Annotated in this window: 25 protein-coding genes; 13 read left to right on the top strand and 12 right to left on the bottom strand. The window is 56.1% G+C overall.

What is annotated here, in order from left to right:
- Nucleotides 1–3: 3 nt before the first annotated feature.
- From ACFSAG_RS05190 to mazG, 3 genes are read left to right on the top strand one after another with little or no spacing between them, the layout of a single operon-like run.
- Nucleotides 4–777: a TatD family hydrolase gene (locus tag ACFSAG_RS05190; RefSeq protein ID WP_381512096.1), complete on the top strand. Its 774-nt coding sequence runs from the start codon at nt 4–6 to the stop codon at nt 775–777.
- 1 nt (nt 778) lies between these two features.
- Nucleotides 779–1,372 carry a retropepsin-like aspartic protease family protein gene (locus ACFSAG_RS05195; RefSeq protein WP_381512097.1) on the top strand — a complete coding sequence of 198 codons (594 nt, stop codon included), beginning with the start codon at nt 779–781 and terminating at the stop codon, nt 1,370–1,372.
- 60 nt (nt 1,373–1,432) lie between these two features.
- Complete coding sequence (mazG, locus tag ACFSAG_RS05200; RefSeq protein WP_381512100.1) at nt 1,433–2,212, top strand: nucleoside triphosphate pyrophosphohydrolase; 780 nt, start codon at nt 1,433–1,435, stop codon at nt 2,210–2,212.
- Here the strand turns inward: mazG and hflX are convergent.
- From hflX to dusB, 7 genes are all read right to left on the bottom strand, one after another.
- Nucleotides 2,209–3,525, bottom strand: a complete 1,317-nt coding sequence (gene hflX, locus ACFSAG_RS05205; RefSeq protein ID WP_381512102.1) for a GTPase HflX — start codon at nt 3,523–3,525, stop codon at nt 2,209–2,211. The two genes, mazG and hflX, sit on opposite strands and share 4 nt — an antisense overlap.
- Nucleotides 3,522–4,019, bottom strand: coding sequence for an RNA chaperone Hfq (gene hfq / locus ACFSAG_RS05210; protein ID WP_374611103.1), 498 nt, complete (start codon nt 4,017–4,019; stop codon nt 3,522–3,524). The genes hflX and hfq overlap by 4 nt, the downstream gene beginning before the upstream one ends.
- A 155-nt stretch (nt 4,020–4,174) precedes the next feature.
- Entirely contained in the window at nt 4,175–5,572 is a 1,398-nt protein-coding gene (ntrX, locus tag ACFSAG_RS05215) for a nitrogen assimilation response regulator NtrX (protein WP_374611105.1), read from the bottom strand.
- Between the two features lie 8 nt (nt 5,573–5,580).
- Nucleotides 5,581–7,854: a sensor histidine kinase NtrY-like gene (locus ACFSAG_RS05220; RefSeq protein WP_381512105.1), complete on the bottom strand. Its 2,274-nt coding sequence runs from the start codon at nt 7,852–7,854 to the stop codon at nt 5,581–5,583.
- Between the two features lie 70 nt (nt 7,855–7,924).
- Nucleotides 7,925–9,361: a nitrogen regulation protein NR(I) gene (gene ntrC, locus ACFSAG_RS05225; protein ID WP_381512107.1), complete on the bottom strand. Its 1,437-nt coding sequence runs from the start codon at nt 9,359–9,361 to the stop codon at nt 7,925–7,927.
- Nucleotides 9,358–10,461: a two-component system sensor histidine kinase NtrB gene (locus ACFSAG_RS05230; RefSeq protein WP_381512825.1), complete on the bottom strand. Its 1,104-nt coding sequence runs from the start codon at nt 10,459–10,461 to the stop codon at nt 9,358–9,360. The genes ntrC and ACFSAG_RS05230 overlap by 4 nt, the downstream gene beginning before the upstream one ends.
- Nucleotides 10,451–11,461: a tRNA dihydrouridine synthase DusB gene (gene dusB / locus ACFSAG_RS05235; RefSeq protein WP_381512110.1), complete on the bottom strand. Its 1,011-nt coding sequence runs from the start codon at nt 11,459–11,461 to the stop codon at nt 10,451–10,453. Before dusB ends, ACFSAG_RS05230 begins: the two co-directional genes overlap by 11 nt.
- 106 nt (nt 11,462–11,567) lie before the next feature.
- Here dusB and ACFSAG_RS05240 point away from each other — a divergent pair, with 106 nt between their 5' ends.
- Genes ACFSAG_RS05240 through ACFSAG_RS05250 form a run of 3 tightly spaced genes read left to right on the top strand, consistent with a single transcriptional unit; the run spans nt 11,568 to nt 13,832 of the window.
- Nucleotides 11,568–12,734 (top strand): bifunctional 2-C-methyl-D-erythritol 4-phosphate cytidylyltransferase/2-C-methyl-D-erythritol 2,4-cyclodiphosphate synthase, encoded by a 1,167-nt coding sequence (locus ACFSAG_RS05240; protein ID WP_381512113.1) that lies wholly within the window; start codon nt 11,568–11,570, stop codon nt 12,732–12,734.
- Nucleotides 12,735–12,744: 10 nt separating this feature from the next.
- Nucleotides 12,745–13,323 carry a hypothetical protein gene (locus ACFSAG_RS05245; RefSeq protein ID WP_381512116.1) on the top strand — a complete coding sequence of 193 codons (579 nt, stop codon included), beginning with the start codon at nt 12,745–12,747 and terminating at the stop codon, nt 13,321–13,323.
- 5 nt (nt 13,324–13,328) lie between these two features.
- Nucleotides 13,329–13,832, top strand: a complete 504-nt coding sequence (locus ACFSAG_RS05250) for a CinA family protein (RefSeq protein WP_374611726.1) — start codon at nt 13,329–13,331, stop codon at nt 13,830–13,832.
- Here ACFSAG_RS05250 and ACFSAG_RS05255 read toward each other — a convergent pair.
- Together ACFSAG_RS05255 and lipA are read right to left on the bottom strand one after the other, a co-directional pair.
- Nucleotides 13,805–14,251 (bottom strand): type II toxin-antitoxin system RatA family toxin, encoded by a 447-nt coding sequence (locus ACFSAG_RS05255; protein WP_381512118.1) that lies wholly within the window; start codon nt 14,249–14,251, stop codon nt 13,805–13,807. The two genes, ACFSAG_RS05250 and ACFSAG_RS05255, sit on opposite strands and share 28 nt — an antisense overlap.
- A gap of 31 nt (nt 14,252–14,282) precedes the next feature.
- Entirely contained in the window at nt 14,283–15,206 is a 924-nt protein-coding gene (gene lipA, locus ACFSAG_RS05260; protein ID WP_381512120.1) for a lipoyl synthase, read from the bottom strand.
- Here lipA and ACFSAG_RS05265 point away from each other — a divergent pair.
- From ACFSAG_RS05265 to ACFSAG_RS05280, 4 genes are read left to right on the top strand one after another with little or no spacing between them, the layout of a single operon-like run.
- Complete coding sequence (locus ACFSAG_RS05265; RefSeq protein WP_381512122.1) at nt 15,205–16,245, top strand: sodium-dependent bicarbonate transport family permease; 1,041 nt, start codon at nt 15,205–15,207, stop codon at nt 16,243–16,245. The genes lipA and ACFSAG_RS05265 overlap by 2 nt on opposite strands.
- Before the next feature lie 3 nt (nt 16,246–16,248).
- Nucleotides 16,249–16,560, top strand: a complete 312-nt coding sequence (locus ACFSAG_RS05270; RefSeq protein WP_381512125.1) for a P-II family nitrogen regulator — start codon at nt 16,249–16,251, stop codon at nt 16,558–16,560.
- Nucleotides 16,560–17,183 carry a carbonic anhydrase gene (locus ACFSAG_RS05275; protein WP_381512127.1) on the top strand — a complete coding sequence of 208 codons (624 nt, stop codon included), beginning with the start codon at nt 16,560–16,562 and terminating at the stop codon, nt 17,181–17,183. The genes ACFSAG_RS05270 and ACFSAG_RS05275 overlap by 1 nt, the downstream gene beginning before the upstream one ends.
- A 29-nt stretch (nt 17,184–17,212) precedes the next feature.
- Nucleotides 17,213–17,833: a pyridoxamine 5'-phosphate oxidase family protein gene (locus tag ACFSAG_RS05280; RefSeq protein ID WP_381512130.1), complete on the top strand. Its 621-nt coding sequence runs from the start codon at nt 17,213–17,215 to the stop codon at nt 17,831–17,833.
- On the opposite strand, the gene ACFSAG_RS05285 is transcribed toward ACFSAG_RS05280, so the two are convergent.
- A complete protein-coding gene (locus ACFSAG_RS05285) occupies nt 17,792–18,709 on the bottom strand; it encodes a hypothetical protein (protein WP_381512132.1) in 918 nt (305 codons plus the stop codon). The two genes, ACFSAG_RS05280 and ACFSAG_RS05285, sit on opposite strands and share 42 nt — an antisense overlap.
- A 114-nt stretch (nt 18,710–18,823) precedes the next feature.
- Here ACFSAG_RS05285 and putP point away from each other — a divergent pair, with 114 nt between their 5' ends.
- Nucleotides 18,824–20,245: a sodium/proline symporter PutP gene (gene putP / locus ACFSAG_RS05290; RefSeq protein ID WP_381512134.1), complete on the top strand. Its 1,422-nt coding sequence runs from the start codon at nt 18,824–18,826 to the stop codon at nt 20,243–20,245.
- Here putP and ACFSAG_RS05295 read toward each other — a convergent pair.
- Together ACFSAG_RS05295 and ettA are read right to left on the bottom strand one after the other, a co-directional pair.
- A complete protein-coding gene (locus ACFSAG_RS05295) occupies nt 20,242–20,640 on the bottom strand; it encodes a metallopeptidase family protein (protein WP_381512135.1) in 399 nt (132 codons plus the stop codon). The two genes, putP and ACFSAG_RS05295, sit on opposite strands and share 4 nt — an antisense overlap.
- The gene (gene ettA / locus ACFSAG_RS05300; RefSeq protein WP_374611132.1) at nt 20,640–22,319 is read right to left on the bottom strand and encodes an energy-dependent translational throttle protein EttA; all 1,680 of its coding nucleotides are present in this window, start codon (nt 22,317–22,319) and stop codon (nt 20,640–20,642) included. Before ettA ends, ACFSAG_RS05295 begins: the two co-directional genes overlap by 1 nt.
- A 117-nt stretch (nt 22,320–22,436) precedes the next feature.
- On the opposite strand from ettA, the gene ACFSAG_RS05305 reads away from it, so the two are divergent.
- Together ACFSAG_RS05305 and ACFSAG_RS05310 are read left to right on the top strand one after the other, a co-directional pair.
- Entirely contained in the window at nt 22,437–23,813 is a 1,377-nt protein-coding gene (locus ACFSAG_RS05305) for a M28 family peptidase (protein WP_381512138.1), read from the top strand.
- A complete protein-coding gene (locus tag ACFSAG_RS05310; RefSeq protein WP_381512141.1) occupies nt 23,810–24,046 on the top strand; it encodes a hypothetical protein in 237 nt (78 codons plus the stop codon). Before ACFSAG_RS05305 ends, ACFSAG_RS05310 begins: the two co-directional genes overlap by 4 nt.
- Nucleotides 24,047–24,085: the final 39 nt, after the last annotated feature.

Genomic DNA, 24,085 nt, shown 5'->3' on the forward strand with positions numbered 1-24,085 from the left:
TGCATGTTTATCGATTCCCACTGCCACCTGAATTACAAGGGCTTGGTCGAGCAGGAGAGGGAGGTGCTGGCGCGCGCGCGGGCGAATGGCGTACAGGGCATGCTCAACATATCCACGCGCGAAAGCGAATGGGATGCGGTGATCGGGCTTGCGGAACGTGAACCAGCTGTTTGGGCTTCGGTAGGCATTCACCCGCACGAAGCCGACCAGCATGGTGACATGACTTCCGCAAAACTGGTCGAAAAAGCGCGGCATCCCGACGTAATCGGTATCGGCGAAACCGGGCTCGACTATTATTATGACTATAGCGATCGCGAACAGCAGCAAGCCTGTTTCAGGCAGCATATCGTTGCAGCCCGCGAAAGCGGATTGCCGATCATCGTCCATACCCGCGATGCAGAGGAAGATACGGCGCGTATCATGCGTGAAGAGATGGAGCAGGGTGCCTATTCCGGCGTCATCCATTGTTTCACCGCCAGCGCCGATTTCGCTCGTATCGCGCTTGATCTGGGGCTTTACATTTCGCTGTCAGGCATTGTGACGTTCAAAAATGCCAAGGATTTGCAGGAAATCGCTCAAACAATTCCTGACGATCGGCTCTTGATCGAGACCGACTCTCCCTTCCTTGCACCTGTTCCACACCGCGGACGGACCTGTGAGCCAGCCTTTGTGAGCGATACGGCGCGCTTCCTTGCAGAACTGAAAAATATTGAAATAGAAAGCCTTGCGGCACAGACCACGAACAATTTCTTCAGATTGTTCAGCAAGGCTGCTTAGCATGGACCGCTTGGCAACACCCGAAGCCGTTTATGCTCTTATTATTCTAGTGCTGATTGCGAGTGGTTTGATCGCGCGGCGTTTGCCACTGCGCCAATATGCAAAAATGATTGGCGCTTGGGCAGCCATCTTCGTCGTGGTTTTCATTGGGTTTAGCTTTCGGCCCGAGCTTTCCATGATGTGGAACCGGGTAAAAGGCGAACTGACCGGTGCACCGCGCCAAAGCATGGCAGGTGAAAAATTGCGACTGGTTCGACAGGATGACGGCCATTTCTGGCTTCGTGCATCGGTAAACGGCCAGTCTGCGGATTTCATGGTCGATAGCGGTGCATCGACAACGGCCATTAACGCTGATTTGGCCGCCGCAGCTAAAGTTAAGCTCGATGGACGTACCACCGAATTGGAAACCGCCAACGGTATCATCAGTGCCAAACTAGGTGATGTACGTGAATTTCGAATTGGTGATTTGCAGATCGATGACCACCAGGTCGTCATCGCAGAGAATTTTGGCGACACCAATGTTGTTGGAATGAACTTTCTCGACAGCTTTTCAAGCTGGACGGTGAAAGGGGACGTGATGGAACTTCAGCCCTGAAGCTTCATCCGCAAAAACATATTACTTAACATAATATATATTATCGTACTTAAAGATGGAATGTCGATGACACCCCCCTCGGTTGAAAAACTGGCTGAAATCATGGCCAAACTGCGCACGCCCGTGACGGGTTGTCCCTGGGATCTTGAGCAGGATTTTTCGACTATCGTCCCGTACACCATCGAGGAAGCCTATGAGGTGGCCGACGCGATCGAGCGAAACGATATGGCGGCGCTGAAGGATGAACTTGGCGATTTGCTGCTCCAGGTCGTGTTTCACAGTCGAATGGCTCAGGAAGCTGGATTGTTTGATTTGCAGGATGTGATCGATGGCATCAGTGCGAAGATGATCCGGCGCCACCCGCATGTCTTTGCTGATGTATCGGCCGATACCGCCGATGCCGTCGTCACCAACTGGGAAGCTATCAAAGCCACCGAGCGCCAGCATAAATCAAGCGATACATCTGCGCTCGCCGATATCGCCAATGCTTTGCCGGCTTTGCTTCGCGCGCAGAAACTTCAGAAACGTGCATCGCGGACAGGTTTCGATTGGGATACTGTCGACGACGCGATTGCCAAACTGGAAGAAGAAATCGTCGAACTGCGAGATGCCAGAAATCCCGCGCACACCGCAGAAGAAGCTGGCGATCTGCTTTTTGCTGCTGTGAATGTGTGCCGTTTGTCTGGTGTTAATGCTGAAAGCGCATTGAAAGCGGCAAACGGTAAGTTCGAACGCCGTTTCCGGGCAATGGAAGAGATTGCAGGTGACCAGTTCGTCGCACTTGATCTGGAAGCTAAAGAGGAGCTTTGGAAGCGGGTCAAAAAGGAAGAGAAGGCCTAAACCGCCATATAGAGCTTGTCATATTGACCCCAAGCGCGCGGGGTAAGCGTCGCGATAATATGCAACTCCCCTGCCTTTTCCTCGACCGCATTGACCTGACCTTTGGCGTGCAACCAAGCAAGCACATCACCTTTCGAGGCATCGATCACCAGATTTCGCTGAACACCTTCGGCCGAAATACGCGCAGCAATATCTTCAACAAAGGCGGACACGCCTTCACCCGTTTGTGCTGAAATGAGGAAACAGTTTGGAGTACGCCGCGCCAGTTCCTCCAGATGCTCCTTTGCATCCGGTGGCAATTTATCGCTCTTGTTCCAAAGCTCGATAATAGGGGGGCTGTCCCCTTCCCCATTTTCCTCAATCCCCAATTCATGCAGGATCGACAACACGTCCGCCCGTTGCGCTTCCGTCGATGGATGGGCGATGTCGCGGACGTGGACGATATAGTCAGCGCTGGTGACCTCCTCGAGCGTCGCCCGGAAGGCGGCGACCAACTGTGTCGGAAGATCGGAGACGAAACCAACCGTGTCGGACAAAATTGCCTTTTCCACGCCGGGAAGTTTTACCTGCCGCATTGTCGGATCGAGAGTCGCGAACAGCAAATCCTCAGCAAGCACTGACGCTTTGGTCAGGCGATTGAACAGGGTGGATTTGCCTGCGTTGGTATAGCCGACAAGCGCTATAGTCGGCCAAGGGGCCTTTTTCCTGCGTGCCCTATGAATGCCGCGCGTCCGCTGAACCTGCGATAACTCGCGGCGCAGACGCGCCATGCGATCACGGATCATCCGTCTGTCAGCCTCAATCTGTGTTTCACCAGGCCCGCCGAGGAAACCAAAGCCACCTCGCTGCCGCTCAAGGTGGGTCCAGCTGCGTACCAAGCGGCCCGCCTGATAATCCAAGTGCGCCAGTTCGACCTGCAACCGGCCTTCCGCTGTCGCTGCGCGTTCCCCAAATATTTCGAGGATTAAGCCCGTCCTGTCGATGACCTTGGCTTTCACCCGATCTTCAAGGTTGCGCTGCTGGATCGGCGTCAGCGCGCCATCGATTATCAGTAGCTCCGCGCCCTTGTCTTCAACCAGCTGTGTTAGCTCTTCAACTTGCCCTCCCCCCAGCAAGGTCGCTGCGCGGGGGGAACGAACCCGGTAATGTCGCGCGTCTATCACTTCCAAGCCAATTGCGGCGGCCAGACCTATAGACTCTTCCAAACGATATTCTGCATTGCCCGACGCGGTGCCGGGCAATTCAGGGTAAGCGATAATTGTGGCGGTGCCGCGGGAAAAACCGTCGTCTTCGTTACGGTTGAAGACGCTCAATCATCCCCTCCGTCGGCATCCTTGTTGTATTCGGCAAGGTTAACCGTCCGCAAAGGCTGGATGGTCGAAACCGCATGCTTGTAGACCAGCTGCATGGTGCCGTCGCGTTCGAGCAACAACGAGAACAGGTCATAAGCGGCGATCGAACCTTGAAGCATCACGCCATTAACAAGGAAAGTCGTCACAGGTTCCTGCTTGTCGAGCATTGCAAACAGGAAAACGTCCTGAAGCATTCCAGGGCGGTGCTGCACATTCGCCATCATGGCATCGAATGGAGCTCGATCGGGCGACTGTGAAGGCATGATTGTCGAAATGCTGTGTTTGTAAACCAGTTGCGACTGACCATCGCGGCGCAGCAAGACCGAGAAATTGTCGAACCACGTCACTACGCCTTGCAGTTTGACGCCTTTGACAAGGAACATCGTGACAGGTGTTTTGGATTTGCGGAGAGAGTTCAGGAACAGGTCCTGGAGGCCGTTATTCTTTTCAGTCATTATGCTTTCCTGTTATGCTTTTGGGTCGGGAGAACTTACCTGTGCCCGCCAATTATGGCCGCTTATCGTATACATAACATCAAAATGTAACTGCGCGAATATGAAAATTGCGCGAATTGTCTGCGATCAGATTGAAACTTTCGCGAAGGGCGCGATCAATATTCTTCGTCCTCCCCTTCCTCACTGCCTTTGCGCACGACAATACCCAAGAGCTTGAGTTTCCTGTGCAGCGCTGAACGTTCCATTCCCACGAAGGATGCCGTCTTGGAAATATTTCCTGAGAAGCGGCGTATCTGGACTTGAAGATATTCGCGCTCGAATGCCTCACGAGCTTCGCGCAGGGGCGAACCCATGATGGAATTCATTTGGCCGCCATAAGCGGGATGAATGCCGTTGATTTCACTGGGCAGCATATCGGCGTCAATCCGTTCAAGCCGGTCTGCCGGGGCAAGTATGATGGTCCGTTCTATGATATTGCGCAACTGGCGGACATTGCCTGGCCAATCGCAGGCCTGCAGCGCCGCGATTGCATCGTCCGATATCGAAGGCGCTGGAACGCGGTGCTCAACGGCGAAACGAGCAGCATAATGGCTTGCCAGCGCAGGTATGTCCTCGCGCCGTTCGGACAAGGGCGGGATGGCTACCGGAACCACGTTCAACCGGTAAAACAGGTCCTCGCGGAAACGGCCATTCGCGATCTCGCCCTGAAGATCGCGTGCGGTCGCTGAAACAAAACGTACATCTACCCGGACCGGGCGATTGCCACCCACTCGGATAAAGCTTTGCTCGGTTAGCACCCGCAAAATCTTACCCTGTGTTGTCCAGGGCATGTCGGCCACTTCGTCGAGGAACAGGGTTCCGCCATGGGCTCGCTCAAGCATGCCGGCCTGGATCAGCTGGCCGTTTTCCTCGATGCCAAACAATTCTTCTTCGAACCGATCCGGGCTCAACCGTGCAGCGCTTATGGTGATGAAAGGAGCTTCGGCACGCGGGCTCCAACTGTGCAGCAAGCGTGCCGCGACTTCCTTGCCGACACCGGCAGGCCCGGTAATCAACAGTCGGCTGCCCGTTCCGGCGACTTTCTTGAGGGTAGCGCGAACGGCATTGATTGCGGCCGATGCGCCGGTCAATTCCTCTGCCTGCCCCACCAAGGCGCGGAGTGTTTCATTTTCCTGGCGCAGCCGCTGTGTTTCGGTAGCGCGCGCGACCAGATGGAGCAGCTTTTCCGCTTCAAACGGCTTTTCGATGAAGTCGACGGCACCTGAGGAAATGGCAGCGACTGCCGTATCGATATTGCCGTGCCCTGAAAATACGATCACTGGCACATTTGCATCGCGTTCCTTGAACAGCTTTAGCAGTTCAAGCCCGTCCATGCTCGAACCACGCAACCACACATCGAGCAGGACGAGCGAAGGCAATCGTTCGTCAAAGGCTTCCAGAGCGGCTTCTGCGGAGGCTGCAGTTCGTGTCTCGTAACCATCGTCTGACAAGACCCCGGCCACCAATTCACGAATATCCTGTTCATCATCGACAATGAGGATGTCGAGCGCCATTTCCTACCCTACTCTGCTTTTGAATTTCGATTGTCGTGGGTTTCGCTGTTGATGCTGCCCGTTGCGATTGCATCAAGCCGCGCCAAGTCAAAGCTCATGGTTACGATTGCGCCACCATCCGGATTATCGTCGAAACCAAGCGTTCCTTGATGCTCTTCGACAATCTTCTTCACAATGGCCAGCCCCAGCCCGGATCCCGTCGCGCGTGTCGTCACATAAGGCTCGGCAATGCGTTCACGGTCGCTTGGCAGGCCGGTTCCATTATCCGCGATATGTATCGCCAATTTGCCGGCCTCGCTTTTGATCAATGCCCTGATCTGTCCTTTCGGACTGTCATCGCCTGAATTTGCTTTGCGCTGCTCAATTGATTCAACGCCGTTTTTCAGGATATTGGTAACCGCCTGGCCGAGCTGCCGACGATCGGCAAACATAGGAATTATGCCGGTGACTTGCGGCTCAAACCGAAACTCGATGTCGGTGTTGGCTACCTCGAAAAGGAAAACTGCGTGCCCCACAATGTCCGCCAGATTTTCCTCACGAAACACGGGTTTGGGCATGCGCGCAAAGGAGGAAAACTCGTCAGCGATATTACGAAGGTCGCCGACCTGCCGGATGATGGTACCAGTCAATTGTTCGAATATATCCGCACCGTCCTCGATCTGCTTTCCGAAACGGCGGCGCAAGCGCTCTGCCGCCAATTGGATCGGGGTCAGCGGGTTCTTGATTTCGTGTGCGATACGGCGTGCAACGTCTGACCAGGCCGCGCGGCGTTGGTCGGAAAGCTGTTGGGTGATATCTTCAAACGTCACCACCTGCCCGCCGTCGCCACTCGAAATACGGATAGCCAATGTTTGCGGTTCGGTGCCATCGCCAACCTGCAATATTGCGTTCGATCGTCCCTCCGTGATCACTTCTTTCAGGAACGGCGCTGCGTCTACCAATGTCTGGCCTACTATCGTCTCATCATTTTTCGAAAGCAGCGTTTCCGCAGTTCCGTTGGCAAGCCTGATAACGCCATCGCGATCGACATTGACAATGGCAGCCGATACCGATTCCAAAACCGTTTCTATAAAGGCGCGGCGATCTTCCAACTGCCGGTTTGCGGACAGCAAGGTTTGGGTCTGGTTCTGCAACCTTTCGGTCATGCGGTTAAAGGATCGCGAAAGGAAGCCAACCTCATCCTTGCGCTGGTCTTCCTCTTCCACCCGTATCGACAGATCGCCATCAGCAATGCGTTGGGCGGCATCGACTAGATCGTTTACGGGGCGCACCAATCGGTCTGCAACCAGCAACGCGACCCAGGTGGCCGCGCCTATGATCAGGAGCGAAACGACATATAGCAAGGCATTGAACTGCAGTTGCAGGTTGCGCGACCGCGCCTCCATCGCCTTGTAATCTTTGAGGACGCTCTGTGCCTTCTCGCCAAGCATGAACGATGGCACCGACACGGTTCGGCTCGCGTATAAATAGGTTTCAGGATTGTCGAACAGCCTGCTTACCGCAACGATGCGATCAGGTTGGGCTGTGACCACCATATCCTCGCCACTGCGAAGGCGCTTGAGGTCGGTTGGGGTAATCCAGTTCTCCTTGCGTTCTTCGGGCGCGGCAACTACCAATGTCCGCTCACCATTGTCCTTTCCTATTGTGACAATCGCAGATTCGCTGAGTTTTCGGCGAAGGACCTGATCATAATAGAAGCTCAGGAACTGCGGGTCGGTGGGGCTGGCCTGATCAAGTGCGAAGCGTATGTCGCCCGCCATCACCACCGTTTCATCGCCTACATCGCGCAGCTTTTCCTCATAATAGCCCTTGGCCAATGCGCCTGCATTTTCGAGCATGCCCTGCGCTGAATTGGAAAACCAGAACTGCACGCCGCTCTGGAAAAGTACCGATGCAAAGATAGCGAGTAGCAATGCGGGCACAGCTGCGAGCATCGAGAATATTATAACCAACCGGACGTGGAGCGAGCCCTCCCCTTCCCCATCCTGCTTTGCGCGCTGAATGGCCAACCGACGCCCCGCCAGCATCAAGAGGCTGGTCGCCGGCAGGAGGTTTGCGATCAACAATGCCGCAGCAACAGGTGGCGAGAGTGGTTCGGTTCTCGGCCCCTGCCCGACCAGAATATAGGCGGTGAAACCGGCCATGAAGACCAGCAACAATACACTGCCTATTTCAAGATAGCGTATCCGTTGTGCCTGCCCAGCCCATGCAGCGACCGCCGACAGCCAGTTACGAAACCGGCTCGGCGATTTTGGGCCAATGTCAGCATGAACTGTTGCCATTAAGCAACTTGTTGCACGAGAAGCGTTGCAAGAAAAGCACAATCACAACCGTGATGTGCGACTTATCGCATCACCGTCGCGTTTCGCCTAACTTGTTTCCGACCAAACCATAATCGTTCAGTTTTTTCCGTAACGTGTTGCGGTTGATGCCAAGCATGGCTGCGGCCTGTAACTGGTTGCCGCGCGCCTGCTGCATGATCGATTGCAGCAACGGCTTTTCAAATGCAGCCAGCGCCCTTGCATAAATACGTTCGCGACCATGGCCACGCTGGCGCTGCTCGATCATGAATTGCCCGACGGCCGCCTCAAAACTGCAAGCCGCCCCGCTGATTGCCGGCTCTGCCTCTCCCGGGCCGGAAATCTGCAAAACCGTGGCTTCGGAAATGCAATCTTCTCGTGCGGTGAGGGTAAGCCGGTAAACGAAGTTTTTGAGCTCACGAACATTTCCACGCCACGGCATTTGCGTAAGGCGGGAAATTGCATCCTCGTCGATCTGCTTCGTGGGCAGACCCTCGCTCGCCGCAAGACCCAGGAAGTGGCGCGTAAGCAAGCCGATATCTTCTGGCCGCGCACGTAGCGGCGGCAGGTGCACCGGCACGACGTTCAAACGATAGTAAAGATCTTCGCGGAACTTACCCTCCGCAATGAGTGCTTCGAGATCCTGATTGGTCGCCGCGATGATGCGCACATCGAGGCGAATGCTCGCCTTGCCGCCTATACGGCTGATGGTGCCGCTTTGCAGCGTTCGCAGCAAGCGCGTCTGCGCATGGTAAGGCATGTCGCCAATTTCATCGAGGAACAGCGTTCCGCCTTGCGCTTGTTCGAAGCGACCAATTCCCTGCCCGACCGCGCCGGTGAACGCGCCTTTTTCGTGACCGAAAAGCTCGGCCTCGATGAGTTCTGATGGAATCGCGGCCATGTTGACGGCCACAAAGGGGCCGGTTTTCCGGTGGCCGAGATTGTGGATGGCCTCTGCAACCAACTCCTTTCCGGTACCCGATTCCCCAAGGATCAGTGCGGTCAGGTCGTTTCGTAGCAGCCGCGCAACCATGCGATACACATCCTGCATGGCAGGGCTGCGACCGACCATCGGCATAGTGGCTTCGAGAAGCGTGCTGCTCTCGCTCTGGCTATCCGCCTTGCGCTTCTCGATCCCCTGCTTAACCGCAAGAACCAGTTCATCGAGGTCGAACGGCTTGGGGAAATATTCGAACGCATTGATTTCACTGGCGCGAACCGCCGTATCGAGCGTGTTTTGCGCCGACATAATGATGATGGGCATATCAGGCCATTGCGCGATGACATCCTCAAGGCTCGAAATGCCGTCACGATCCTTAAGCACGACGTCGGTGAGCATCAGGTCATAGCGATTGCCCGCCAAGGCGGCATCGCGCGCGCTGGCGCTTTCGCAGACGTCGACTTCGATACCTTCTGCCTCCAGCGCTGAACGCACCACCATACCGATCGAGCTGTCATCCTCGACAATCAAAACCTTGTCGGCACTCATGCGCTAATCTTTCTTTCGGCAACGGGCAGGAAGATACGGAAAATTGTGCGCTCGCTCTCGGTATCACGTTCGACTGCGATGCGCCCGTTCATCTGCGATAGATATTTGCGCACAATAGCAAGGCCGAGCCCCTGCCCTTCGCGCTTCGTGGTAACAAAGGGTGAGAATAATTCATTCTCGATATGCTCGGCTATTCCGGGGCCGTTGTCGCTGATCGCCACTTCAACCGGCAGGCGGATCCCGCGATCGCCCTCGCTCCGCAAGGCAGCCCCCATCACGAAACGAGTTGAAATGCCGATTTGCGGTTCACTGGTATGCGCCAGCGCATCGATGGCGTTCTGGATCAGGTTGATCAATACCTGCACCATGGCGTCAGCCTCTATCTGCACATCGGGCAATGACGGGTCATAGTTGATGTCGATTGCAGGCATGGCTTTATTGGCTGCCCGGACCGAACGGATCGCACGCTCGATCAGTTCGTGGATGTTCTCAGCCTGCATCTGGCCGGGCATAACGCGACCCAAATTCTGCATCTGATCGAGCAGTCGGGCAATGCGATCGACTTCGTGGACTATGAGATCGGTAAGCGGCGCCTGTTTCGGATCGACTTTGCGCGCCAGCAATTGCGCCGCGCCCTTGATACCCGCAAGCGGGTTCTTGATTTCATGGCCCAGAATAGCAGGCGCGCCCATTGCTTGCTGCTTGCCGCCATCGGTCTGCTCGCCAATCTGGTCGCGATCTGCCTGCCGCGGAACTAGGATGTACAAGCGGCACTCGGGATATCCCAGCGGCGTGGAAATGTTCAGGTCGACATAGTTGGATTGCGCACCCATCGTCTGGAAACGCATATTTTGCGCGCTGATATCGCTCTCGCGTGCTTCGATGGCGCTGTTCAGCCGTTCACTGGCAAAGCGCAGCAGCGACTGCGCCGTCTCCCCAATGATGCGCCGGCTACTCCGCCCGAAATAGGCTTCTGCTGCTTCGTTGGCATAAAGGATATGGTTATCGGCGCCTGACAATAGTAGTGGCAACGATATTGTAGACAACAGCAAACCGTCGGGTGGACGGTTGGCAGTCAATGTCGGCGCGTCAGGCGGCATCACGCAATACGTCGGAGCGACTCATCAATGGTTCGTAAAAGCGCGCAAGTTCACCGAGCACTTCATTGGCATCGTCGATGCGGTTCACCTTGTTGCGGAACTCGGCAGAGCCAACCAGGCCTTTGGTGTACCAGCCAATATGCTTGCGCGCGCAGGGCACACCTACCTGCTCGCCATAATGCTCCATCATCGCACGGTAATGTTCGACGATCAGATCATATTGCACATCGAGTGTTGGGTCAGGCAAGCGCGTGCCCGTATTGAACCAGTGCATCACTTGCCCCAACAGCCATGGTTTGCCATAGGCACCGCGACCAATCATCACACCATCTGCACCGCTCTGCTCGAGCGCCTTGTCAGCATCTTCGATGGTGCAAATATCGCCATTGACGATCACCGGAATTTTGACCGCGTCCTTGACCTTGCGGACAAAGGCCCAGTCGGCGCTGCCTTTGTACATCTGGTTTCGTGTACGCCCATGAACCGTCACCAGCTTTGCACCCAGATCTTCGGCAATATGTGCGAGTTCGGGGGCGTTGAGGCTCGAATGATCCCAACCCATGCGCATCTTCACGGTTACCGGCACCGAAACAGCCTTCACCGTCGCTTCAATCAGGCTGGCAGCCAAAGGAAGGTCGCGCATCAATGCTGAACCAGCGTCGCCGTTGACCACCTTTTTCACTGGGCAGCCCATGTTGATGTCGATTATCGCAGCGCCGCGATCTTCGTTGAGTTTCGCCGCTTCGGCCATTTCCTTGGGTCCGCATCCGGCCAATTGCATCGAAACTGGCTCTTCGGACATGTGCCATGCAGCTTTTTGCAGCGACTGGCGCGTCTCGCGGATCATGGCCTGGCTGGCAATCATCTCGGTCACGTTAAGGCCAGAGCCGAAACGACGGACAAGCGTTCGGAATGGCATGTCGGTTACGCCCGTCATCGGGGCGAGAACAACAGGACATTCAATTTCCAGCGGACCGATCTGGATGGGTTTCAATTTCATCTTAAACTCGAATTGGATTTGACGCAGTGTTACTGCCTAAATTTTAGGCAGCGCCCTAGCGATATTCGTCTTGGCGCGCAAGCCTGCAACGATTAGGGCGCGAACGATGAATGCCGCACAATCAAAGGCCGCCGCGATCATAGTAGCTGCTGGAAGCGGCAGCCGCACAGGCGGGGATGTTCCAAAGCAATTTCGCACCGTCCGTGGAAAACCGATGTTGCGCCATAGCGTCGAAGAGTTTCTCCAGCATCCTGCATTTGGCCCCATCATTGTTGTCGTGGCACCTGCTCACGCTGAACTTACCGCTCAGCTTTTGGAGGGTGTTGAAGGCATCACCTTTGTACAAGGCGGCGCAGAGCGCAAAGATAGTGTGAATAATGCTATCCAGTATCTTGATAATTTATCATTTAATGGAATGACATTCATTCATGATGCTGCAAGACCTTTTCTTTCTAGCGCTGTGCTAGATCGGTTGTTGGATGCATTGGCTTCTTCCGATGGCGCGGTTCCTGCCCTTCCTGTGGTCGACAGCCTTTCGCGCGCGAACACTAATTCGATACTGTCCGAAGCCGTAGAACGCGCCGGACTATTCAGGATCCAAACGCCCCAGGCATTCCACCATCAGGTCATTTCCAAGGCGCATGCCACTTGGAATTCAGAAAAAGTACCGACTGACGATGCGCGAATGGCCATGGCTGCGGGCTACAAGGTGGTGTTTGTGGAAGGCGATGAAAATCTGGCGAAGTTCACCTTTGCCGATGACTTTGGTCGCGAGATGGGCCAAGCGGCCAAAATGCACGACGTCCGCACCGGCACAGGGTTTGACGTACATCGCCTCTCAAAAGGCGAGGAACTATGGCTTTGCGGGGTGAAGATCGATCACGAATATGGCCTCGCTGGCCATAGCGATGCCGACGTTGCCCTCCACGCCTTGACCGATGCCGTGCTTGGCGCCGCAGCCTTGGGCGATATCGGAGATCATTTCCCGCCAAGCGACATGCAATGGAAGGGCGCAAGTTCAGACCGTTTCCTTGCCCATGCAATCAAACTGGCAAGCGGCGCTGGCTTCCGGGTAACGCATCTGGATGTCACCATCATCTGCGAAGCACCCAAAATAGGTCCGCACAAGCAAGCCATGCGTGCACGTGTTGCAGAGATTGCCGCTATCGAAGCTGACCGCGTTTCGATAAAGGCAACCACGACAGAGAAACTGGGATTTACCGGACGCGGAGAGGGTATCGCTGCCATGGCTACCGCCACCCTGGTCAAATGAAAGGCTGCATATGAAGAATTTTATTGCCGGTATTGCAGCGGTTGTAGCTCTTACCAGCCATCAAGGAGCGCTCGCGGCGCAATCCAATAAGCCATGCTTGAAGGACAGCGAATTTAGAAGTGTTGCTGTCACCCTCTTACCCGTGCTTCACAACCAAGCAGTTGCAAGCTGCAAAGCCTATTTGCCAGCCAATGCAGGATTGCTCGTCCAGTCGACCGAGTTGACCCAGCGCTACTCCGCTTCTGCCGCGCGCGAGCGGACGGCGGCGGGTGATATCCTTGCACGCTTGCTTGCAGACGAATTGCCTGTGCCGATGGCGGGTTCCGCGATACTGCCATTCATCGAGGGCATGGTGCCCGCGATGCTCGCGCAAGGCATTGATGCAGAAGTGTGCGAGACAGCGAACAATATCTGGACAGCCCTCGCACCATTGCCACCCGAAAACATCGCCTCAACCCTTGGCGCGATCCTGCTTGCGACTTCGAAGGACAAGAATAAGGGCGATGCGGCGAAGGCCGGTGGAGCGCGAGCGCTCGATAATTTTGCGGTCTGTCCCTATGTCGCCACAGCGGAGGCGAGCGGCTCGTGAACAGCATGCTGCCTGATGAGGTTTTCCAACTCGCCGCAGAAGTTGTAGCACGCAACAAAGCTGCAGGACGCATGATTGTAACTGCCGAGAGCTGCACAGGCGGGCTTGTCGCCGGGGCCATCACGGAAATTGCCGGTAGCAGTGCCGTAATGCAGGGCGGCTTCGTCACCTATTCAAACGAATCCAAGATCAAGACGCTCAAGGTCAGCGAGGAATTGATTGACACATTTGGTGCAGTATCGATCGCTGTGGCATGGGCCATGGCGCAAGGCGCGTTAAAGCGCAGCAGCGCTGATATCGCGGTGGCCATCAGCGGCGTGGCCGGGCCAGACGGCGGAACAGCGCAAAAACCGGTTGGCACTGTGGTGTTCGCGGTGGCCGAGCGGGGCAAGGATCCCGAAGATGTGGTTGCGGACAAAATCCAGTTTGGTGAGGACAAGAGCCGCGCGGAAATCCGCCTTGCGGCAACGCTCCACGCGCTTCAGTTGCTGCTTCCGCCTGCCCCGTAAAGCGCGTTCGCACGATCAATAAATGCATCAGTCATTTTGCGAAGCGCATGATCGAAAAACTGCCCTGCTAGCGCCTCGAAGATGCGATTGTGAAACGAGAAATCAACGGTGAAGTCGACGATGCAGCCATCGGAGGTTTCCTCGAAGAGCCACTGGTTATGCAAATGGCGCATCGGACCGTCTAGATAGTCGACCTCTACCTTTAATTTCGGTGTCTTCAGCACCCGCGAACTGAAGGTTTCACGCAAATTCTTGAAGCCGACCACCAAGTCGGCAAGCGTTTCATCTTCAGTTTCGGAACGGATGCGCACCGCCGCTACCCAGGGCAGGAATTCGCGATAACGGCGTACGTCGACCACCAGGTCGTACATCTGCCCTGCACTATAGGGCAGTGCTCTGCGCTCATGATGGTGCGGCATGCCCCTGCCCTGTCCCCGCCAGCGCTTTTGCTCAGCCGGCCTTTGCCAGCTTGGCATCGCGCGCAGCCTTCATCTTGGCGAAATCATCACCGGCATGATAGCTGGATCGGGTCAAGGGAGTGGCAGCAACAAGCAGGAAACCCTTGGCACGGGCAATGGCCGCATAGGCATCAAATGCCTGCGGGGTGACAAATTCAGCGACCTTGGCGTGCTTGGGCGTCGGCTGCAGATATTGGCCCATGGTCAGGAAATCGATGTCGGCAGAGCGCATGTCGTCCATGACTTGATGAACCTCCATGCGTTCTTCACCCAGCCCCAGCATCACTCCGGATTTGGTAAAGATCGACGGATCGTGCCGCTTTACCGATTCCAGCAAGCGCAGCGAGGCATAATAGCGCGCGCCGGGGCGGATTGTCGGATAGAGCCTGGGCACGGTTTCAAGATTGTGGTTATAAACGTCGGGACGAGCTTCGATGATCGCCTCCACCGCGCTTTCGACCTTGTTGCGAAAATCGGGCGTCAGGATTTCGATCGTGGTCGAAGGGGTGTTTCGACGCAGCGCCTGGATGACCTTCACAAACTGGCTCGCGCCGCCATCGGGCAAGTCATCGCGATCAACCGAAGTAATCACGATATGCTCCAAACCCATTTTTGCAGCCGCTATCGCAACATGTTCGGGCTCAAGCGGATCGACGGCGCGGGGCATGCCCGTCTTGACGTTGCAAAATGCGCAGGCGCGGGTGCAAACATCACCCAGGATCATTACCGTCGCATGCTTCTTGGTCCAGCACTCGCCGATATTCGGGCACGCCGCTTCTTCACACACCGTTGCAAGATTGAGGTCGCGCATCAGTTTGCGCGTCTCATTAAAACCTGCGCTGGTCGGGGCCTTTACCCTGATCCAATCGGGTTTGCGCTCACGAGGAGCGGTGCGAACGGGTGCGGGATTGTTCATGGCCGCCCAGATAGCGATGCAATCGCCCCTTGCCAACCATTTCGCCTCCCCATATTGCGCTCCGAAATTCGAGAGGCAGGACATGATCGTCGAAACGCTGACATCCCCGGTAATCCTCTTCTTCGTACTTGGCGTTTTCGCCGCTTTGATTAAATCCGATCTTGCCATCCCCGAAGCCTTTGCAAAGGCGATGTCGATCTACCTAATGGCCGCCATCGGTCTGAAGGGCGGTATCGAAGTCGCCGAATCCGGTTTCACGCCGGATCTTGCCGCAGCAGCAGTCGCAGGCCTTGGGCTCAGTTTTCTATTACCCTTGCTGGCCTTTACCCTGCTGACCCGGATTGGAAAGTTAGGGCAGATCGATGCCGGTGCCGTGGCAGCGCATTATGGCTCTGTCAGCGTGGTGACGTTCGTGACCGCAAAGGAAATTCTCACCGGCCAAGGCCTCTCACCTGCTGGATATATGGTGGCCGTACTCGCGCTGATGGAAACGCCGGCGATTATCAGCGGGCTTTTGCTCGCACGCCGCGGACAACCGCAAAGGGCAAACGCCGAAAGCAGCGGTTTGTTGCATGAGGTGTTCGCCAATGGCTCGGTTGTTTTGCTTGTCGGAAGTTTTGCAATCGGCCTGATTGCAGGCAAGGATGGCTTCGAGCCAGTAAAGCCGCTGTTCGATACCGGTTTCCGCGGCGTGCTCTGCCTGTTCCTGCTCGACATGGGGCTGATCGCCGCTCGTCGTTTGGTACAGTCGAAGAAACTGAACGCCCGTCTTGTGTCGCTTGCCATCGCCTTGCCGTTGATAAACGGCACTATCGGCGTGGCGATTGGTACCTTCATCGGACTTGACGTCGCGTCGGCGGCCGCACTTGGTATTTTGGCGGCAAGTGCGTCCTACATCGCTGTTCCAGCTGCGATGCGAATGGCACTGCCAGAGGCGGATCCCGGTATTTACCTGTCAATGTCATTGGGCATAACTTTCCCCTTCAACATCATATTGGGCATCACGCTGTTTTCGCAGTTGGCCCTGATGATCGGATAAGCCATGATCGAAACAGTCTCGCGCAAACGCATCGAAATATTAGTCGATACACCGCTGGTTCCGCGGTTGATCAAACATGCACGCGACGTCGATATTTCGGGGTGGAGCCTTATCCATGTAGACGCAGGTGGCGGACGGGATGGAGAATGGCAGCATGACGACGTAACCGGTGCCGCCGCAAAAACCATAATCCTGATGATCGCTTCGGAGGCAAAGGCGGCTGCGTTGGTCGATGCGATTGCCCCATTGCTCGATAGTTACCGGCTTTTACTGACAGTTGGCGATGTGCAGGTCGTCCGTGGAGAACGTTTCTGATGCCTGAATTTGCCGCGCTCGTTGAGGGATACCGCCGGTTCAAAAGCGGAGCCTATGTCCAGCAAAAGGAGCGTTTTGACCAACTGGCCAACGAAGGCCAGGCGCCGCCAATCATGGTCATTTCCTGCTGCGACAGCCGCGTTGATCCAGCGACAATTTTCGATACCGTGCCTGGCCAGGTCTTTGCGCTGCGCAATGTGGCGAACCTCGTGCCGCCGTTTGAAACGGGTGGTGGCCGGCATGGTGTTTCTGCCGCGATCGAATTTGGCGTGCTCGGCCTTAAGGTCAAACATATTGTCGTACTTGGTCACGCCCAATGCGGCGGTATAAAGGCTGCGCTTGAAGGTGGTGACCTTGGGATGCCGGGGCGCAGTTTTGTCGACGATTGGGTCGACATCATCGGTGAAGCACGCGACCGCGTAGTCGAACAGGCACCAGCCGATCCCCAGACCACATTGGAGCTGGATGCTATCAAGGTCAGCCTCGATAACCTGCGAACCTTCCCCTTCATTGCGGAACGCGAACAGGCTGGCGAATTGAAACTGCACGGCGCATATTTCGGGATCGCACATGGCGTGTTGCACGTCCTCAATCCGCAAACCGGCCAGTTCGCTCCGGCTTGATTATCTTGTAAACCCGCACAGTTCATAGAATGCCGCAAGCTGAGCCATTTTATAACGACCTCGATCTCAGCCTTGCCGAGGCACGCAAGCTGATCGATGGTGGAGCAAAAGATCGCCGGCATTCGTCGCACCATCCGGTTGTCGCGACCATCGGTAAAGATGGCCTACCGCGCCAGCGCGTGATGATCTTGCGCGCACTCGATTGGGAACGTCGCCTCATCCGTTTCCATACCGATTGGCGAACCGAAAAGGTTGAAGAACTGGCCAGCAATGGCGCAGCCTCTGTTTTGATCTATGAACCCGAAAGCAAGGTCCAATTGCGTCTTTCGGGCAAGGCCGCAGTGCAAACAACAGGATCTGCAGTCGACGCTGCATGGAATGAGGCGACATTATTTGCTCGGCGTTGTTACCTCGCTGAAACCGCACCCGGTACCTTGTCGGATAATCCGCAATCGGGATTGCCTTTATGGGTTGAGGGGCGCGCTCCCAGCGATGAGGAAGTAGCTCCAGCGCGGGAAAATTTTGCAATCCTGTTGTTTGAATTCAACCAGATCGAATGGTTGTATCTCGCGAACAAAGGCCATCGCCGCGCACGGTGGAACTGGAATTCAGCGGACCATGGTTGGATTGGCAACTGGCTGGTTCCATAACGCCGAGCATTCGACCAGATAAGCGTCGAACATAATCTGCTGCACCTCAGCCCCAACCGACACATCGGCGTCACGCTGCGCCTCAAAATTGATATAGGCGATCTCTGGCCGGTTGAGCGCGACATAGTTGGAGAGCGAACCATCGCTCTTTCCAACACGTTCATGCCAGACATTTATGCCTTTGCGGTTCAGAGCGGCCCGGCAAGCGGCTTCGCCCCTCGATATGCCTTTGGCGGAATGGTACGGAATGATGGCATAAACATCCGGGTCGTCTAACGGTGGAACCGGATTGATTGCAAAATATCCATCTTGGCGCGCCCGCCTTTCTCCGCTCAAAAAAGCCCGCGCATCGAGCATCGTGATATCCCCTCGCCCACCGGCGCCATCGCCGCTGAAACCATCGCCATTGGTGTGCAGGGCGATAATCGGCCTTCCCGCTTTCCATTCGCCGAGAATGGCATTGGTGAACAGCGGCGTTCGCGCATCAAAATTGCGGTTTGGATCGCACCCTGAGCTCGCCGCTGTCCGCACGCCGCACACACCTGCACCAGCCTGCCTTCGACTGCTGCTAGGGCCGGTGTTGACGACAATAGCGATACCGCCATATTTCCGCAGCCCGGCCAACATGGCGTCGAATGCAGCATTTTCGTCATCATGCGGTACCACCCAAAATGGCCCATCGCTCTTCGCCGCATTTGCAAAGCGCAGCAAATGCCAGTCGAAACCATTTTCGGAAAAGCGCGTTTCGCTTATCTCAAGGCCATCAAATGAACCTTCTTTCGATCGGTGCCGTTCGATATCATCATCCTGCAGCGCCTGCAGTTGGGCAGGATCAACTGCGCGCCAATCGGCGGCTATCGCGGACGCAGCCGCCAAAAACATAGAGGCGAAAGCGAAGAGACTGGGTGCAAAGCGCATGCGGACTGCTTATAGCAATGCAACAGGGAGGACAGCCCCAATAGACGGGCCGTACGCACGAGGGGACCAAATATGATGCAACCGGGCGTGATTGCCAGCCTTTCGGTCTATTTTGCGCTGATGCTGGGTATCGGTATTTACGCCTGGCGCAAGTCGACGGCGAACAGCAGCGAATATCTGTTGAGTGGCCGACAGTTGGGGCCTGCTGTCACGGCACTGGCCGCTGGCGCGTCCGATATGTCGGGCTGGCTGATGCTGGGCCTTCCGGGGGCATTATATGCCTCCGGCCTTGCCGAGGCATGGATCGCAATCGGGCTTTTCATTGGGGCGCTGCTCAATTGGATCATTGTTGCGCCGCGTCTGCGCGAGCAAACGGAAAGCTATGGCAACGCGCTCACCATTCCAGAATTTCTGGGTAATCGGTTCAACGATGAACGGCACCTGCTCCGCCTTACTGCAAGCATTGTTATCATCGTTTTCTTCGCGCTTTATTCGGCTTCCGGTCTCGTCGCGGGGGGCAAGCTGTTCCAAAGCGCTTTTGGTGCGGAGTACCAAACCGGGCTCTGGATCACGGCCCTTGTCGTGGTTGCTTATGTCGTTTTGGGTGGCTTCCTTGCGGTCAGTCTAACCGACTTTGTTCAGGGCACGATCATGGCGATCGCACTCATTCTTGTGCCTTATATGGCGTGGCAGGGATTGCCAGATGGCGTGACAGTTGGTGCAACCTTGAATGCAATCGACCCTCACATAACCAGCCTGTTTGCGGGCACAACATTGCTGGGTATCATTTCGACCGCAGCTTGGGGCCTGGGCTATTTTGGCCAACCGCATATCATTGTGCGTTTCATGGCGATCCGATCGGTGAAGGAAATGCCGATCGCGCGCAACATCTGCATGGCGTGGATGGCCATCACGCTCGGTGGGGCGCTACTCGTCGGTTTGATCGGTCGGGTTTATGCCGAAAGCAAGGGGCTGACCGTTGCCGATCCGGAGACGATCTTTATCCTGCTGGCGGGTGAGCTGTTTGCGCCGGCCTTGGTGGGCTTTCTGCTCGCCGCGATCCTTGCAGCGATCATGAGTACGATTTCGGCGCAATTGTTGGTGACGGGCTCCTCGCTTACCGAAGATGTGTACCGCCTGTTCGTGCGCCGTAACGCGAGCGAAAAGGAAATTGTCGCGGTGGGTCGCCTGTCGGTCGTCGCGGTGGCTGCCATTGCCATGATCTTGGCGCAAAATCCCGAAAGCAGCGTCCTTAACCTCGTCAGCAATGCTTGGGCCGGATTTGGCGCGGCATTTGGCCCGGTGATCATATTGTCACTGACGTGGAAGCGAATGACGCTCGCCGGGGCATTTGCCGGAATGGTAACCGGCGCATTGGTGGTCATCGGATGGATAGCGATGGGCTGGAGCAACGCGATGTATGAGATCGTGCCGGGCTTTGTGCTGGCAATGGCGGCCATTATCGGGGTCAGCTTAGCGACGCGGCGGGCTTAGTCCATTGCCTGCTCGATAGCTTCCATCTGCTCATCGCTAAGTCCGAAGTGATGGCCAACCTCGTGGACGACCACATGGTTGATGAGTTCAGCGAGTCCCACGCCTGTTTCCGCCCATTCGTCGAGCAGAGGTCGGCGGAACAACAATATGCGATCGGGGAGCACGGCGAAATCCTCCACCGACTTTTCGCCCACGGGACGGCCTTCATACAGACCGATCAGCTCGTAGGGATCAGCTATCCCCATGTCGTCGAGCAGTTCGCGCGACGGCCAATCCTCCACCTGGAGGATTATGTCCGGCAAGTGGCTTGCGAACGGCTCCGGAATGCGCGCAAGCGCCTCACGGGCGAGCCGTTCGATCTCGTCAAGTCCGGGCGCAAAATCGCCCGTTGGCATCAGCGGGTCAGCTTCTTGTAGCTGGTCCGATGCGGCTTCAGTGCGTCTTCACCCAAGCGGCGAACCTTGTCTTCTTCATAGGCTTCGAAGTTTCCTTCGAACCATTCGACATGGCTGTCGCCTTCAAAGGCAAGGATGTGCGTCGCCAAACGGTCTAGGAAGAAGCGGTCGTGCGAGATGACCACAGCGCAACCGGCAAATGCTTCCAACGCTTCTTCGAGCGCGGCGAGCGTTTCGGTATCCAAATCGTTGGTCGGCTCGTCGAGCAGGAGGACGTTGCCACCTTGCTTCAACATTTTGGCCATGTGCACGCGGTTGCGTTCACCACCCGAAAGCTGGCCAACCTTTTTCTGCTGGTCGGTGCCCTTGAAGTTGAACGCGCCGACATAGGCTCGGGTCGGGGTTTCATGCTTGCCGACCTTCATATAATCGGCTCCGCCTGAAATTTCTTCCCAGACATTCTTGTTGGGATCGAGAGCATCGCGGCTTTGGTCAACATAGCCGAGATGGACGGTTTCACCGATCACGATTTCGCCGCTATCCGGCTGTTCCTGCCCGGTTATGAGACGGAACAGCGTTGATTTACCTGCACCGTTCGGGCCGATTACCCCGACAATGCCGCCCGGCGGGATGCTGAAAGAGAGATTTTCGAACAGCAGCTTGTCTCCATAAGCCTTGGTGACATTCTTGACCTCGATAACCTTGCTGCCAAGGCGCTCGGGATTCTGGATGACGATCTGCGCCTTGCCAATGGTGCGGTTTTCGGCAGCCTCGACGAGCTGTTCAAAGCTTTTGATACGCGCCTTGGATTTTGTCTGGCGGGCCTTGGGAGACTGCCTGATCCACTCGAGCTCGTCCTTGATCGCCTTTTGACGACCAGCGTCTTCGCGCGCTTCCTGTTCGAGGCGCTTGGCCTTCTTCTCGAGGTAGGTCGAATAATTGCCCTCATAAGGGAAGTAACGGCCGCGATCGAGTTCGAGGATCCAGTTTACGACATTGTCGAGGAAATAACGGTCGTGGGTTACGAGGATGACGTTGCCCTTATAATCGACCAGATGCTTTTCGAGCCAAGCGACCGATTCCGCGTCGAGGTGGTTGGTCGGTTCGTCGAGCAGCAGGATGTCGGGCTTTTCGAGCAACAAGCGCGTGAGCGCGACGCGGCGCTTTTCACCGCCCGACAGGTTTTCCACCGACCAGTCGCCCGGCGGGCAGCGCAGTGCATCCATCGCGATTTCAAGCTGGTTGTCGAGCGTCCATGCGTCAACCGCGTCGATCTTTTCCTGAAGCGTGCCCATTTCTTCCATCAGGGCATCGAAATCCACGTCTTCCGGCGGATCCGCCATGATCATGCTGATTTCATTGAAACGCTCAACCATGTCTGCGACTTCGCGGACACCGTCCATGACGTTTTCCTTGACCGTCTTGGTCGGATCGAGCTGCGGCTCCTGCGCGAGATAACCGACGGTGATATTCTCACCGGGCCATGCTTCACCGGTGAAATCGGTGTCTATGCCCGCCATGATCTTCATCAGCGTCGATTTACCCGTACCGTTCGGGCCGACGATGCCGATCTTGGCATCCTGATAAAATTGCAGGTGAATGTTGTTGAGCACAGGCTTTTGCGCGCCGGGGAAGGTCTTGGTCATCCCCTTCATGACAAAGGCGTATTGGGCGGCCATCGATGGTCACTTTCTCAAAAAAGCAAGAATATGGAATTTGACGCGCCTGTTAGCCAAGCTGCGCTTTCCTAGCAAGGCAGGATTGGCAATCGGCAATGCTGTGGCTAAGCCTGCGCCATGATGAAAAGACTCCTTCTCGCCGCCGCTGCATCGACAATCGCTGCATCCACCGCAATCGCCAATCCCCCCGCAGGTTCTGATCCGGCGATGTGGGCGCTTGAAAATGATCCTGTCGCTTGGGAAATCACCGAAGGGCTGACAACTGAAGTTGGCGCTAGGCAGGCCGGCACTGAAGCCGAAGCACGGGGCCGTGCGTGGGCACTCAATTATTTGCGCAAGGCTGGCTTTGCCAATGTCCGCGAAGAACCATTCGACATGCCCACTTGGGTGCGTGGAGAAGAGCGCGCATGGGTGGTGAGCCCCTTCCCGCAAAAATTCGCCATCGCTGCACTGGGTAACAGTGGCAGCACTGGTCCGAACGGCCTTGAAGCCGAAGTCGTCTATTTCCCGACTATCGATGATTTGCGCACCGCCCCCGATGGCAGCTTGGCCGGCAAGATAGCATTTGTCAGCCATTCAATGCGGCCGACACAGGACGGATCAAGCTATGGCGCCTTTGGCCCTGCCCGTTTTTCAGGCCCGAATATTGCTGCGAAAAAGGGCGCCGCAGCAATCGTGATCCGCTCAATCGGTACCGACCGCGCGCACCGCAATCCGCATACTGGCAATACCAATTTCGAGGCGGGGGTAACACCTATTCCCGCGGGCGCGCTGTCCATTCCCGATGCCGACAATCTTGTCCGCATGGTAGAGCGCGGCAAACCGGTGAAGCTGCGCCTGCTGCTGACCCCGCAGAATATCGGCATACAGAAATCAGGCAATGTCGTGGCCGAACTACCGGGCAGCAACCCTGCCCTGCCCCCGATTGTGATCGCCTGCCACCTCGACAGCTGGGACTTGGGCACCGGGGCGATCGACGATGCCGCAGGTTGTGGCATCATCACTGCGGCTGCCAGTGCGATCAAAGGCATGAAAAGGCAGCGCACCATACGCCTGCTTTGGGCCGGTGCCGAAGAAGTGGGCATCTGGGGTGGTAAGGCCTATGCGGAGGCCAACAAAGCTGTTCCCCATGCCCTTGCAATGGAATCTGATTTCGGTGCCGATCGTGTATGGCGCGTCGATTTCAAGCTGCCTGAAACAGCAAAGGCGCTTTCGGATCGCATTGCTGCCCGATTGGCACCGCTTGGAATCTCGCGTGGACGAGACCAGGCAAGCGGCGGCGCGGATGTTGGTGCAATAATCGCTGCCCAAAATCTGGCCATCATCGACCTGCAACAGGATGGCAGCCGCTATTTCGACCTGCACCACACGCCCGACGACACGCTCAGCATGATCGACAAGGTGCAGTTGCGCCAGAATGTCGCAGCATGGACTGCCGTGCTGGCGGAGGTGGCAAATTACGAAGGTGAATTGGCGTTGGGGACTAAACCATGAAGTCGACCTTTCCACTTTTGTTGCTGGCCACGTTGGGCGCATGTGTCGAAGAAAGCAGCCCTAAAGAAGGCGAACAAGCCGCCGCGCAAATAGCTGCCGAGGACGATGCCGAGGCGTTGAAAGCTGAACAAAAAAGCATCGAAGAAGCTGCAGACGCAGCCGCCAAATTGGTGGAAGAAGAAACGCGCGAAGAAATCGAACAAATAAAGGAAGAAAATTCCAAGCAGCCTTGAGATTGCGGCAGCCAGTTTTCATATAGTTACATATGTCGC

The organism is Sphingorhabdus buctiana (assembly GCF_042680825.1).
Lineage (GTDB): Bacteria > Pseudomonadota > Alphaproteobacteria > Sphingomonadales > Sphingomonadaceae > Sphingorhabdus_B > Sphingorhabdus_B buctiana.